The sequence below is a fragment of the Siccibacter turicensis LMG 23730 genome (genome assembly GCF_000463155.2).
Taxonomy (GTDB): domain Bacteria; phylum Pseudomonadota; class Gammaproteobacteria; order Enterobacterales; family Enterobacteriaceae; genus Siccibacter; species Siccibacter turicensis.
This window is the reverse complement of sequence record NZ_AWFZ01000002.1, coordinates 1-12,681: the sequence shown is the minus strand read 5'-3', so window position 1 is coordinate 12,681 and position 12,681 is coordinate 1. Positions and strand designations below refer to the sequence as shown.

Here is a 12,681-nt window from a genome sequence, read left to right as displayed (position 1 = left end):
AGGTCTATATGCAACGAGGGATAGTCTGGATCGTCGATGACGATAGCTCCATTCGCTGGGTGCTGGAACGCGCGCTAACCGGCGCCGGGTTAAGTTGCACCACCTTTGAAAGCGGCAATGAGGTGCTGAACGCCCTGACCACCAAAACCCCGGACGTGCTGCTGTCGGACATTCGTATGCCCGGCATGGATGGCCTGGCGCTGCTCAAGCAGATTAAGCAGCGCCATCCGATGCTTCCGGTCATCATTATGACCGCTCACTCTGACCTCGACGCCGCCGTCAGCGCCTATCAGCAAGGGGCGTTTGACTACCTGCCGAAGCCGTTCGACATCGACGAGGCGGTGGCGCTGGTGGAGCGCGCTATCAGCCACTATCAGGAGCAGCAGCAGCCCCGCAACGTGCAGGTCTTTGGCCCGACGGCGGATATCATCGGCGAAGCGCCGGCTATGCAGGACGTGTTCCGGATAATTGGTCGCCTGTCGCGCTCCTCCATCAGCGTGCTGATTAACGGTGAATCCGGGACCGGTAAAGAGCTGGTGGCCCATGCGCTGCATCGCCACAGCCCGCGGGCGAAAGCCCCGTTTATCGCCCTGAACATGGCGGCGATCCCCAAAGATTTGATTGAGTCTGAGCTATTCGGGCACGAAAAAGGCGCTTTTACCGGTGCCAGCCAGATCCGTCAGGGCCGTTTTGAACAGGCCGATGGCGGTACGCTGTTCCTCGATGAAATCGGCGATATGCCGCTCGATGTGCAGACCCGTCTGCTGCGCGTGCTGGCCGACGGCCAGTTCTATCGCGTGGGGGGCTATGCGCCGGTGAAGGTAGACGTGCGCATTATTGCCGCGACGCACCAGAACCTTGAGCTGCGCGTGCAGGAGGGCAAATTCCGTGAGGATTTATTCCATCGTCTGAACGTGATCCGCGTCCACCTGCCGCCGCTGCGCGAACGCCGGGAAGATATCCCGCGTCTCGCCCGTCACTTTTTGCAGATCGCCGCGCAGGAGCTGGGCGTGGAAGCCAAACTGCTGCATCCCGAAACCGAAGCGGCGCTCACGCGCCTGGCGTGGCCGGGCAACGTGCGTCAGCTTGAAAACACCTGCCGCTGGCTGACGGTGATGGCCGCGGGCCAGGAGGTATTGATTCAGGATCTGCCTCCGGAACTGTTCGACACCGCAACGCCGGACACCCCGTCTCAGGCGCTACCGGACAGCTGGGCGACGCTGCTTGCCCAGTGGGCGGACCGCGCGCTGCGTTCAGGCCATCAGAACCTGCTATCTGAGGCGCAGCCTGAGATGGAGCGGACGTTGCTGACCACGGCGCTGCGCCATACCCAGGGCCACAAGCAGGAGGCCGCACGCCTGTTAGGCTGGGGGCGCAACACCTTAACGCGTAAGCTCAAAGAGTTAGGTATGGAGTAGCGCACGGTTCTGAAATAAGACCGAAAACTGCTGCTATTTTGTACTTTACTGCGGCGGCAAGTTGCGTATGATCGGGCGCGTTCACGGGAAGGGTTTTTGAGGGTTTTATGCTGGAATCACTTTTACAGATGGCATCCAGCAGCGCGGAAGTCGGCGCTGCCGTAAGCCACACGCCACAGACGGCTATCGCCGCGATTCTGTGCGCGGCCCTGGTTAACTTTTTGAATTAACCAGAACAGGAGAGGGGCCTCCCTCTCCTGCTTTCCCGCTTAGATCACCCGCGAGAACTGCTGCAGGCGCGCTTTCTGCCGCAGGTACACGTCAAAGCACATACAGATATTACGGATCAGCAGGCGTCCTTTCGGCGTCACTACGATTTCCGCCTCGTTAACGTCCACCAGCCCATCTTTTGCCAGCGGCGCCAGCAGCTGCAAATCTTCCGCAAAGTAATCCGCGACGCGAATGCCCCAGACGCGCTCAATATCCGCAAACGTCAGCCGGAAGTTACAGATGAGCGATTTGATCACGTCCCGACGAATGCAGTCATCCCGGGTCAGCGCCAGGCCGCGCCACAGGGCATTGCCCTGCTCATCAACCTGCTGATAATAGCGCTTCAGCTCTTTCTGGTTCTGGGCGTAACAGTCGCCAATCATGCTGATGGCAGAAACGCCCATACCTAACAGATCGGTGTCGCCCTGGGTGGTATAGCCCTGGAAATTGCGGTGCAGCACCCCATCGCGCTGGGCGATGGCCAACTCGTCATCCGGACGAGCGAAGTGGTCCATCCCAATAAACTGATAGCCGGCATGGGTCAAAGAGGTAATGGTCTGCTGCAGGATGTCGAGCTTCTGCTGCGCTGACGGCAGGTCGGCATCCTTAATCTTGCGCTGCGCGGCGAACAGCGTCGGCAGGTGCGCATAGTTGAACACGCTCAGGCGATCCGGATTGAGCTCGGCCACGCGCTCAAGGGTAAAGGCGAAGCTCTCCGGCGTCTGCTTCGGCAGGCCGTAGATTAAATCGATATTGGTCGAGGTAAAGCCGATGTCGCGCGCGCGGCGCAGCAACGCAAAGATGAACTCCTCGTCCTGCTCGCGGTTAACGAGGCGCTGAACCTCTTTGTTGAAGTCCTGCACGCCCATGCTCAGGCGATTAAAGCCTTCCCCGCGCAGGTGGTCCAGCACGTCCAGCTCGATCTCACGCGGGTCAACTTCGATGGAGATCTCCGCGTCAGGCATAAACGCGAAATTTTCACGCAGCAGCGTCATCAGGCGGCTGATTTGCGCCTTGTTCAGGTAGGTTGGCGTACCGCCGCCCCAGTGAAGCTGACTGACGTGCCGGTTTTTAAACAGCGGTGCGCGATGCACGATCTCCTGCTCTAACGCATCGAGATACTGGTCGGCTTTATGCTGCTGGCGAGTCACAATTTTATTGCATCCGCAGAAATAGCAGAGCTTGTGGCAAAACGGGATGTGCACGTACAGCGACAGCGGCCGCTCAGGGTAACGCGCTACCGCCTGCTGAAAGTCGGCGTCGCCAAACTGCTCAGAAAATTCGAGCGCTGTGGGGTATGAGGTGTAACGCGGCCCGGAATAGTTATATTTCTGGATCAGGGCCAGATCCCAGTCGATCAACTGCTCAGACATTCTCACTCCTTCCGATGATGCCGCGGTCGGGTACGGTGTGCCGGTCTTCCCGCACCACGCGTAAGGAGCCGGCTGCGCAACCAGGATCTGCGCCGCGACAGCCGCTGTAGTTTAACGAATAACCACACCAGATAACATACAATTGGTAAAACAATGAGCAGGACGGTCAGGCCCATAGGGGTAACGGTTAGTTTCCGCCTTTAAGCAGACGCATCAGATCGTCTTCACGCGCTTCTTCCGGCTCATCGTCTTCGTCATCATAGGAGAGACCCAGCTGCTGCATCAGGGCATCGATGCGGTCGAGCTTTTCATCCACCCAGCTCTGCTCGTCTGCGCTCAGGGTTTCACCCTCTTCCAGGCGCTCCAGCAGCCCGTCCAGACGATCGTCATTTTCCAGCATTTCCAGTTCAGCCTGCGGTGATAGCATCTTTTTCTCACTCTTCGGTTGCTGCTGCTTTTTGACGGGCGCGGCGTCAGTCACGCCCAGTTGAATGGGTTTCTTGCTGCCGATGCGCGGATCCTGGCCCTGGGCACCACGACCGCTTTTCTTCTGCTGCTCGGCTCCGCCAGCGGCACGGCTTCCGGCGGCGTGGCCGCGATGCTTTTTGTCACGCTTACGGTCACGCGCTTCCTGATTGATTTCTTCACGTGTTTTACGACGCGCTTTCGCGGGGGCTTTGCCACGCGCAGGGGCTGGTTGCTTCATAGGAGATCGTCTTCGGCTGTTTTATAAAGTATAGAATTGCGGCGGAATCTAGCAGAAAGCAAGTAAAGAAAAAAGGCGACAGAATAAACTGTCGCCTTTTTTACTGACCTTGCACCCGCGAAGGGCGCGTTCATCCCTGCGTGCTGTCGACAAACCTTGTCTTTCCGTATGCTACTAACCGTCCCTGTCAGGTTCCCTGTTCCGTTTGATAACGTCCCCGACGTTCGCCATCCTGGCTATTCCCGCGCTTCGTCTCCGTGACGTTTCCTGCGACTCATCCTGAGTAAATCCTGCAAGCTCCGTGCTTTGTAGGATCTACTTTACCTTCCCCGACGAAACAGGCAACCCTGCCGCACCGTTTAACGCTGAAATTAAGATAGTTCTCTATCGCTAAGCAGATGTTATTTATAAAAATTACGGCATGGGCAACATGGGATTTGTCCCAAATCTCGGCCAGTATAACGGGGCGATGTCTTACACCCAGGCAGGAAGAATGCCCGCTCGCCCTGTAATCAGCCACGGTCTTTTCCCCCGGTTCAGGTATAATCGCCCGAAAGCTTATATCCAGACGGAGAGAACCGTTTTGACTACCTGGAATTACCAACAGACGCACTTTGTCACCAGCGCGCCTGATATCCGCCATCTGCCCTCCGATACCGGTATCGAAGTGGCCTTTGCCGGGCGTTCAAACGCCGGCAAATCCAGCGCACTGAACACCCTGACCAATCAGAAGGGTCTGGCGCGCACCAGTAAAACACCGGGTCGTACGCAGCTTATCAACCTGTTTGAAGTCGCCGATGGCAAGCGTCTTGTCGACCTGCCGGGCTATGGCTACGCGCAGGTGCCGGAAGAGATGAAAATCAAATGGCAGCGTGCGCTGGGTGAATACCTTGAGAAGCGCCAGTGTTTACAGGGTCTGGTAGTGCTGATGGATATCCGTCATCCGCTAAAAGATCTCGATCAGCAGATGATTGAATGGGCGGTGGACAGCGAAATTTCCGTGCTGGTGCTGCTGACGAAAGCCGACAAGCTTGCCAGCGGGGCGCGCAAGGCGCAGCTGAACATGGTGCGCGAAGCGGTGCTGGCCTTTAACGGCGATGTGCAGGTTGAAGCCTTCTCATCCCTGAAAAAACAGGGCGTGGATAAACTGCGAGCGAAGCTGGATAGCTGGTTTAACGACCTGCCGCCGGTGGTGGAAGAGACAGCTGCCGACGAGTAAGACTTAGCGCGTGGGCCCGCTGCCTGCGCGACCTCGCCAGACGACGCGCAATAAAAAACGCCCCAGTCATAACTGACTGGGGCGGCTAAAATATTCAGCCAAATCCGATTACGTGAAGTAAAAGGTCTGAAAGATAGAACATCTTACCTCTGTACCCTACGCGAATAACTCTACCGCTTTTTCCGGGACACACAAAGCACTTTTTGTAGTTTTTTTTCAGCCTTTACATAGCAAATTCTAATGATTATCACAAAAAGCTATTAGTTATGTTGCTAAGTTACAGAATTAAGGCTGCGGATGACGCACCTTAGTGCGCCAGATCCCAGTTTGCTCCACTCCCCACTTCCACCAGCAGCGGAACATCAAGCTTCATGCTGTTTTCCATCAGTTCATGGATAGTTTTCGATACGGCTTCGACGTCATCTTTATGCACTTCAAACACCAGTTCATCGTGAACCTGCATGATGAGCTGCACGCGTGGCTTGTCATTTTCCAGCCAGCGGTCAACATCGATCATGGCGCGCTTGATGATATCGGCGGCCGTACCCTGCATCGGCGCATTGATCGCTGCGCGTTCAGCGCCGGCGCGACGCGCGGCATTGCTGGAGTTGATATCCGGCAAGTAGAGACGGCGCCCGTCCAGCGTTTCGACATACCCTTGTTCTTTCGCCTGCTTGCGGGTGCGCTCCATGTACTCCAGCACGCCCGGATAACGTTCGAAGTAGAGATCCATGTACTTCTGGGACTCTTTGCGCGAGATGTTCAACTGGCGAGAAAGACCGAAAGCGCTCATGCCATAGATAAGCCCGAAGTTGATCGCTTTAGCACTGCGGCGCTGCTCACCGCTCACCTGCTCAAGCGACATGCCAAACACTTCCGCCGCGGTAGCGCGGTGGATGTCAAGCCCCTGAGCAAAGGCGTCCAGCAGGCCTTTGTCACGCGACAGATGCGCCATAATGCGCAGCTCAATCTGCGAGTAGTCCGCCGAGACAATCACGTAATCCTCCGGGGCGATAAACGCCTGACGAATGCGTCGACCTTCATCGTTACGCACCGGAATGTTTTGCAGGTTAGGATCGGTTGAGGAGAGGCGCCCGGTTGCCGTCACCGCCTGATGGTACGAGGTGTGAACGCGCCCGGTTTTCGGGTTGATCATCAGCGGCAGCTTGTCGGTATAGGTCGACTTCAGCTTCGCCAGACCACGATACTGCAGAATGACTTTCGGCAGCGGATAGTCCAGCGCCAGCTCTTCCAGCACCTCTTCTGAGGTGGACGGTGCCCCGCCCGGCGTCTTCTTCAGCGGCTTGATACCCTGCTTTTCAAACAGGATGGTTTGCAGCTGCTTGGTGGAGGAGAGGTTAAACGCCTCACCGGCGATCTCATGTGCTTTTTGCTCAAGCTCGGCCAGACGCAGGGTGAGCTCTTCGGAGTGCTTATGCAGCACCGCGGGGTCGATTTTTACCCCGTTACGCTCGATGCGTGACAGCACCGGCACCAGCGGCATCTCAATGTTTTCAAACACCGCGCGCGGTCCGGCCTCGTTTTGCAGTTTCGGCCACATTTTCAGGTGCAGCTGCAGGGTGACGTCAGCATCCTCCGCGGCGTAAGGTGCCGCCTGCTCAAGGGCAATCTGATTAAACGTCAGCTGATTTTTACCTTTGCCGGCAATCTCTTCAAAGGTAATAGTTTTGTGTTTCAGCAGGCGCTGGGCCATGGAATCCATATCATGGCGTCCTGACACGCTGTTCAGAATGTAGGATTCCAGCATGGTATCAAACGCGATGCCGCGCAGTTCAATGCCGTAGTTTTGCAGCACGCCGCGATCGTATTTCAGGTTCTGCCCCACCTTAAGCGCTTTCTCGTCTTCCAGCAGCGGCTTAAGCAGTTCCAGCGCGCGCTCGCGCGAAACCTGATCGGGTGCATCCAGATAGTCATGCGCTACCGGCAGGTAGGCCGCCACGCCAGGCTCCGTGGCAAAGGAGAGCCCCACCAGCTTCGCCGAATGGTTATCAAGGCTGTCGGTTTCGGTATCAAAGGCAAACAGCGGCGCCTGCTTCAGACGGGTAATCCACTCCTGAAGCGTGGCTTCATCCAGAATGGTAACGTAGTGCTCCTGCGAAATGGCCACCGCCGGCTCATCCGGCTCCTCGTCGATGACGATCGTTTCCTGGGGCTTCGCTGCGGGTTTGCCGCCTTTCGCCTGAAGCCATTTCCCGGCTTCAACGTCGGCCGTCCAGCGCTTAAACTCGTAACGTTTGAACATTTCCAGCAGCGCATCGGCCGCCGGCTGCTGCACTTCCAGCTGTTCAGCGGTCAGTTCCAGTTCAACATCGGTTTTGATGGTCGCCAGCTGATACGAGAGGTACGCCACCTCTTTGTTGTCGGCAAGCTTAGCGGCCATAGTTTTCGCCCCACGGAAACTGAGTGAGGCAATTTTTTCCGGCTCGCCGTAGAGGGTATCCAGGCCGCCAAGCCCCTGCAGCAGCGCCTGTGCTGTTTTTTCACCCACGCCCGGTACGCCAGGAATGTTATCCGACGAGTCGCCCATCAGCGCGAGGAAATCGATGATCAGTTCAGGCGGTACGCCGTACTTGGTCACGACCTCTTCCGGCCCGAGGATGGTATTGGTCATGGTGTTGATAAGCGTAATGCCCGGCGTCACCAGCTGCGCCATGTCTTTATCGCCCGTACTGATAAGCACCGCGCGCCCCGCTTTTTCCGCTTCGCGCGCCAGCGTGCCGATGACGTCATCCGCTTCGACGCCAGAGACGGCGAGCAGCGGCAGGCCCATGGCTTTAACCATTTCATGCAGCGGTTCAATCTGCGCACGCAGGTCGTCAGGCATCGGTGGGCGATGCGACTTGTAATGCTCAAACAGTTCATCACGGAAGGTTTTACCCTTGGCGTCAAAGACGACGGCGGCGTGAGTCGGTTGGTACTGCATGATAAGGCTGCGCAGCATGTTCAGCACACCGTACATCGCCCCTGTCGGCTCACCGGCGCTGTTGGTCAACGGCGGGAAGGCGTGATAGGCCCGGTACAGGTAAGAGGAACCATCAACGAGGATAAGGGGGTTTTGGGGAATCTGAACCATAGTGTCCATGCCTGTTTATCAATTTATGGTTAAAGGATGCCATAGACCGCCGTTAAACATGAAATTTTACGCCTGAAGAATTCAGCATCAGGAAGCGGCCTCGCAAAACCTTCCTGTGGATAACTTTGTGCACAAAATCATAAGCCTTTAATAACATTATGATGTTATTGCAAGCATAACTTAAAAAGAACTTTAAAATCATAGCGTTAAGCATTAGCTGCTTATGTGAATCATTTCATCAGGTACAAACCGTAATGTGGATATAAATTATATTTGTGCCGCTGCGCCTTCGAATACCTGATTAACCCACGCTGTAGCGCCCGGTTACGTTCGTGCGCAATATTTAACGCTGCGTTTCTGATAAAATCCGCGCTTCGAATCCTGACGAACGCTACGTTCCACTTCTTTTGATCTTCCTGATATGTCGAAATTACTCGCCGCGATAACGCTAATAGTGAGCGTCGTCCTTACCATTGCCGTCACCGTGATCTGCTCTGTCCCTATTATTGCCGCCGGGGTGAGTAAATTACTTTTGCCGTTTGCCGCTGCCCGCCGGGCTATCTCCCGCTTCTGTGATTTCATAATGTATTGCTGGTGTGAAGGGCTGGCGTTATTACTGCATCTGAATCCCGGTTTGCAATGGGACGTGGAGGGTATTCAGAAGCTCAATAAAAAGAGCTGGTATCTGCTGATCGGTAACCACCATAGCTGGGCGGATATCGTGGTGCTTTGCGTATTGTTTCGCAAACATTTGCCGATGAATAAATATTTTCTTAAGCAGGAGCTGGCGTGGGTGCCCTTTATTGGCCTGGCCTGTTGGGCACTGGACATGCCGTTTATGCGCAGATATTCAAAGAGTTATCTTTTAAAGCACCCTGAACGCCGCGGACGAGATATAGACACTACGCGCCGCGCGTGTGAAATGTTTCGCTTTCGCCCGACCACCATCGTCAATTTCGTGGAGGGGTCACGATTTACCGAGGAAAAACGTCTTCGGCTGGGCTCACCCTTTCAGCATCTATTACCGCCAAAAGCGGCTGGCATTGCGATGGCGATGAGCGTGTCCGGTTTGCAGTTCGATAAAATAGTGAACGTGACGCTCTGTTATCCGCAAAACGATGCGCGACCTTTTTATGACATGCTGTCCGGCAGGCTGCGTCGGGTTATGGTGCGGGTTGAGTTAATACCGGTTACAGATTCGCTGCGTGGGGATTATCTGAACGATAAAGATTTTAAGCGGCGTTTTCAGCACTGGCTGAATGCGTTATGGCATGCGAAGGATATGCAGCTGGCGAGATTAACGTCGCAATACAAAAAGGCCGGTCAATGACCGGCCCTGTTTTTATTTCTTTTCAACCAGCTGTTTTACGGTATCTGCATACTGAATAAGGAATGCATCCATATTACTGGTGTCCATTCCCTGCGGGTTAACCTGATATTTGCCGTTCACAAACATCGCCGGTACACCCTGAAGCTGCAGGTCGGCTGCTGCTTTCTCCTGCTGCGCAACCAGCGATTTCACCACGAAGCTGTTCCAGGCGGCGTCATACTCTTCCGGTTTAACGCCGGCATCAATGAAGACCTTACGGATATCGGCCACAGTCTGTACGGTCTGGGTCTTCTGAACGCCTTCGAAGATTGGCGCGGTTACTTTATCTTCTACGCCCAGTGCCATCGCCACAGCCCACGCCTGAGTCAGCTCTTTACCCAACGGGCCGAGGAACTCGACGTGATACTTGGTCATTTTGGTGCCTTCCGGCAGCTTTTTCTTCACGTTATCAGAGACGTGGAGCACTTCTTCAAACTGGTAGCAGTGCGGGCAGTAGAAGGAGAAGAACTCCAGCACCTGCGGCTCGCCGTTAACCGGTTTTTCCAGCGTGATGTACTCTTTGCCGTCCGTAATCTGGGCCGCCGAAGCGCTGAATGCCAGAATCATACCTGCCAGCGCCAGCCAAATCTTTTTCATAAATAACGCTCTCCTGAATAGTGGGGATTAATACATTGGCACAAGTTGTAAAGGGGGTTCGCGCAGCGTCTTGATCTGCTCCGCAAAGGTTGCTGTCTGTCTGAGCCAGTAATCTTCGCCAGTCAGCCAGGGGAAATTTTTAGGGAACGCAGGATCGTCCCAGCGTCGAATCAGCCACGCCAGGTAATACACTAAGCGCATCGCCCGTAAAGGCTCAATCAGGGCAAGCTCTTCGGTATTAAAGGGGCAGAACTCTTCATAGGCTTCGATGATCGTTTCCAGTTGCATTCTCTGCTCTGCTTTATCGCCGTTGAGCAGCATCCACAGGTCCTGCACCGCCGGGCCCGTACGCGCATCATCGAGGTCAACGAACAACGGCCCGTCGCGCCAGAGTATGTTACCCGGGTGGCAGTCTCCGTGCAGGCGCAGGAGGTTGAAGCGGCCGTGCCACTGGGCCATCACCGCATCGATGAGTTCGTCAGTGGTCTTGAGAAACCGATCTTTCAGCGCGGCGGGCATCAGATTGCTGTGCTCAAACACCTGACGCGGTTCAAGCAGGTATTCTTTCACGCCCATTTCAGGACGATGCTGGAAACGCTCGCGGCGACCGGTCTGGTGGATTCGGCCCAGATAGCGCCCTACCCACTCCATCTGATCGATGTTGTCCGCTTCATACTGCCGTCCGCCCAGGCTTGGAAACACAGCGAAGTAATAACCCTGATGGGTGAGCACGGTTTTACCGTTAAACCGCAGCGGGGCTGCCATCGGGATCTCATCCGCCTGTAGTTCAAGGGCGAACTGATGTTCTTCGGCGATTTGCTCCGCGCTCCAGCGCTGAGGACGATAAAATTTCACCACAAAGCGCTGGCGATCCTCGTCCTGAAACTGATAAACGCGGTTTTCGAAGCTGTTGAGCGGTGTAAGCCCGGAATCCACTCTGATCCCGTGTTCAAACAGTGCGTCGAGAATGGTATCCGGGTTTAAGGTCTTGAAAGTAAAAGCAGTGTCGTTCATCCCGTTTTCCGGAAATTACAGCGAATGATTGAGGATATCATCTCCAGAAAGCAGCGGTAGTTTCTCTTACAAGGTTTTACTCTTTAATTACGCCACGCGCGCGCAGCAGCGCGGTTTTGAAATCTTCCTCATAGTCTTTTTTGAGGCCAGGGATCGCCTCATCTTTAGCGCTATCGCGCATTTTGAGCTGGTAAATAAGGATGTCATCGGTGAGATCCGCAAGATCGCCGGTATAGCCTGACTCTTGCGCCAGTTTCTGCAAGAATTGCATCAGGTTAAGGTCCGGCTCTTTCTGCCAGGCGGGCTGAAGCAGTTCGATAACTTCATTCAGGCGTTTGCATTTCATAATGGTGCTCCTTTGACGTGAGAGACACACGTTAGCAGGCTCATACCCACAATAAAAGAGGAGATATTAACGTGGCGCAGACTCACCTTACCGGGGTTGTACTGGCGGGCGGGCAATCCAGCCGTATGGGTGGCGCGGATAAAGGGCTACTGACACTGCACGGCAAACCGCTCTGGCAGCATGTGGCTGCACGCCTCGTGAACCAGACAGATGCGCTTGTTGTCAGCGCTAACCGCCACGCAGAGCAGTACCGCGCGGGAGGCTACCCGGTCATTAGCGATGCGATCGACGGATTCCAGGGGCCACTGGCCGGCATGCTTGCCGTCATGCAGGCCATGGCCAGCGAATGGTATCTGTTTTGCCCATGCGATACGCCGTTTATCCCGTTGGATCTGGCCACACGGCTTGAGGCGGCTCGCGGTAGCGCGCCTGCGGTGTGGGTCAAAGACGGCGAGCGCGATCACCCGGCCATTGTATTAATGCACCGTGCTGTCGCGCCCGCGCTCAACGAGCGTTTGCAGGGGGATGACCGCCGCGTGATGGCCTTTATGCGTGCCATCGGTGCGCATAGCGTTCTGTTCGATAAAGAGAGCGATGTATTTATCAATATGAATACGCCTGAAGATCTGGCGCGCTGGGAGAAGAACTGATGATCCCTTTACTGGCGTTCTCCGCATGGAGCGGCACCGGAAAAACCACGCTGCTGCAAAAAGTTATTCCCCTGCTGTGCGAGCAAGGGCTGCGTCCCGGTCTTATTAAGCATACGCATCATGATATGGATGTGGATACGCCCGGTAAGGACAGCTATAAGCTGCGGAAAGCGGGCGCGGCGCAAACGCTGGTTGCCAGTCAGAAGCGGTGGGCGCTGATGACCGAAACGCCCGACGAGGCGCCGTTGGATCTGCATTTTTTAGTCAGTCGGATGGATACGTCGAAACTGGATATCGTGTTAGTAGAAGGTTTTAAACACGAAGCTATCCCTAAAATCCTGCTTTACCGGCACAGTACGGGGCACGGTGAAGCATCATTGACGCTGGATGAGTATGTGATCGCGGTAGCCAGCGACAGTGCGCTCGCGGTGCCGGTCCCGGTGCTGGATCTTAACCAGCCTGCTGACGTGGTGCGGTTTATCACCGGCTGGCTGTACAGGTCTGCTGATTAATTTTATAGGGGGCGGACGGGACGGGAAGTGCAATGCCGCCGGGTTTTCCCGGCACCGGAATGCAAAAAACCCTCAGCTTTCGCTGAGGGTTCTTCAATTTGATGCCTGGCAGT

At 55.4% G+C, this 12,681-nt stretch carries 13 protein-coding genes; 6 read left to right on the top strand and 7 right to left on the bottom strand.

What is annotated here, in order from left to right; genetic code table 11:
- The first annotated feature begins 8 nt into the window (after nucleotides 1–8).
- Entirely contained in the window at nucleotides 9–1,418 is a 1,410-nt protein-coding gene (glnG, locus tag DW58_RS00185; protein ID WP_024548285.1) for a nitrogen regulation protein NR(I), read from the top strand.
- Nucleotides 1,419–1,525: 107 nt separating this feature from the next.
- Complete coding sequence (locus DW58_RS20760; RefSeq protein WP_146145020.1) at nucleotides 1,526–1,648, top strand: YshB family small membrane protein; 123 nt, start codon at nucleotides 1,526–1,528, stop codon at nucleotides 1,646–1,648.
- A 39-nt stretch (nucleotides 1,649–1,687) separates the two neighbouring features.
- Here DW58_RS20760 and hemN read toward each other — a convergent pair whose 3' ends face one another.
- Entirely contained in the window at nucleotides 1,688–3,061 is a 1,374-nt protein-coding gene (gene hemN, locus DW58_RS00180) for an oxygen-independent coproporphyrinogen III oxidase (RefSeq protein WP_024548284.1), read from the bottom strand.
- A gap of 187 nt (nucleotides 3,062–3,248) precedes the next feature.
- Complete coding sequence (gene yihI, locus DW58_RS00175) at nucleotides 3,249–3,767, bottom strand: Der GTPase-activating protein YihI (protein ID WP_024548283.1); 519 nt, start codon at nucleotides 3,765–3,767, stop codon at nucleotides 3,249–3,251.
- Nucleotides 3,768–4,350: 583 nt separating this feature from the next.
- Between yihI and yihA the strand changes: the two genes are divergently transcribed.
- Complete coding sequence (gene yihA, locus DW58_RS00170) at nucleotides 4,351–4,986, top strand: ribosome biogenesis GTP-binding protein YihA/YsxC (RefSeq protein WP_024548282.1); 636 nt, start codon at nucleotides 4,351–4,353, stop codon at nucleotides 4,984–4,986.
- 94 nt (nucleotides 4,987–5,080) lie between these two features.
- On the opposite strand, the gene spfP is transcribed toward yihA, so the two are convergent.
- On the bottom strand, nucleotides 5,081–5,128 hold the full coding sequence (gene spfP / locus DW58_RS21635; protein ID WP_071892919.1) for a small protein SpfP: 48 nt from the start codon (nucleotides 5,126–5,128) through the stop codon (nucleotides 5,081–5,083).
- A gap of 165 nt (nucleotides 5,129–5,293) precedes the next feature.
- Nucleotides 5,294–8,080, bottom strand: coding sequence for a DNA polymerase I (gene polA / locus DW58_RS00165; protein WP_024548281.1), 2,787 nt, complete (start codon nucleotides 8,078–8,080; stop codon nucleotides 5,294–5,296).
- Between the two features lie 421 nt (nucleotides 8,081–8,501).
- Between polA and DW58_RS00160 the strand changes: the two genes are divergently transcribed.
- Nucleotides 8,502–9,410, top strand: coding sequence for an acyltransferase (locus DW58_RS00160; RefSeq protein WP_024548280.1), 909 nt, complete (start codon nucleotides 8,502–8,504; stop codon nucleotides 9,408–9,410).
- A gap of 12 nt (nucleotides 9,411–9,422) precedes the next feature.
- On the opposite strand, the gene dsbA is transcribed toward DW58_RS00160, so the two are convergent.
- The 3 genes from dsbA to DW58_RS00145 all read right to left on the bottom strand — a co-directional run bounded on the left by dsbA (nucleotide 9,423) and on the right by DW58_RS00145 (nucleotide 11,406).
- Nucleotides 9,423–10,046 (bottom strand): thiol:disulfide interchange protein DsbA, encoded by a 624-nt coding sequence (dsbA, locus tag DW58_RS00155; RefSeq protein ID WP_024548279.1) that lies wholly within the window; start codon nucleotides 10,044–10,046, stop codon nucleotides 9,423–9,425.
- A gap of 27 nt (nucleotides 10,047–10,073) precedes the next feature.
- Nucleotides 10,074–11,060 (bottom strand): serine/threonine protein kinase, encoded by a 987-nt coding sequence (locus tag DW58_RS00150; RefSeq protein WP_024548278.1) that lies wholly within the window; start codon nucleotides 11,058–11,060, stop codon nucleotides 10,074–10,076.
- A gap of 76 nt (nucleotides 11,061–11,136) precedes the next feature.
- Nucleotides 11,137–11,406, bottom strand: a complete 270-nt coding sequence (locus DW58_RS00145; RefSeq protein ID WP_024548277.1) for a YihD family protein — start codon at nucleotides 11,404–11,406, stop codon at nucleotides 11,137–11,139.
- 71 nt (nucleotides 11,407–11,477) lie between these two features.
- Between DW58_RS00145 and mobA the strand changes: the two genes are divergently transcribed.
- On the top strand, nucleotides 11,478–12,056 hold the full coding sequence (gene mobA, locus DW58_RS00140; RefSeq protein WP_409371857.1) for a molybdenum cofactor guanylyltransferase MobA: 579 nt from the start codon (nucleotides 11,478–11,480) through the stop codon (nucleotides 12,054–12,056).
- Nucleotides 12,056–12,568, top strand: a complete 513-nt coding sequence (mobB, locus tag DW58_RS00135; RefSeq protein ID WP_024548275.1) for a molybdopterin-guanine dinucleotide biosynthesis protein MobB — start codon at nucleotides 12,056–12,058, stop codon at nucleotides 12,566–12,568. The genes mobA and mobB overlap by 1 nt, the downstream gene beginning before the upstream one ends.
- Nucleotides 12,569–12,681 lie beyond the last annotated feature (113 nt).

Coding starts and splice junctions, on each gene's coding strand:
- glnG (WP_024548285.1), top strand. CDS start 9: ATGCAACGAGGGATAGTCTGGATCGTCGATGACGATAGCTCCATTCGC.
- DW58_RS20760 (WP_146145020.1), top strand. CDS start 1,526: ATGCTGGAATCACTTTTACAGATGGCATCCAGCAGCGCGGAAGTCGGC.
- hemN (WP_024548284.1), bottom strand. CDS start 3,061: ATGTCTGAGCAGTTGATCGACTGGGATCTGGCCCTGATCCAGAAATAT.
- yihI (WP_024548283.1), bottom strand. CDS start 3,767: ATGAAGCAACCAGCCCCTGCGCGTGGCAAAGCCCCCGCGAAAGCGCGT.
- polA (WP_024548281.1), bottom strand. CDS start 8,080: ATGGTTCAGATTCCCCAAAACCCCCTTATCCTCGTTGATGGTTCCTCT.
- DW58_RS00160 (WP_024548280.1), top strand. CDS start 8,502: ATGTCGAAATTACTCGCCGCGATAACGCTAATAGTGAGCGTCGTCCTT.
- dsbA (WP_024548279.1), bottom strand. CDS start 10,046: ATGAAAAAGATTTGGCTGGCGCTGGCAGGTATGATTCTGGCATTCAGC.
- DW58_RS00150 (WP_024548278.1), bottom strand. CDS start 11,060: ATGAACGACACTGCTTTTACTTTCAAGACCTTAAACCCGGATACCATT.
- DW58_RS00145 (WP_024548277.1), bottom strand. CDS start 11,406: ATGAAATGCAAACGCCTGAATGAAGTTATCGAACTGCTTCAGCCCGCC.
- mobB (WP_024548275.1), top strand. CDS start 12,056: ATGATCCCTTTACTGGCGTTCTCCGCATGGAGCGGCACCGGAAAAACC.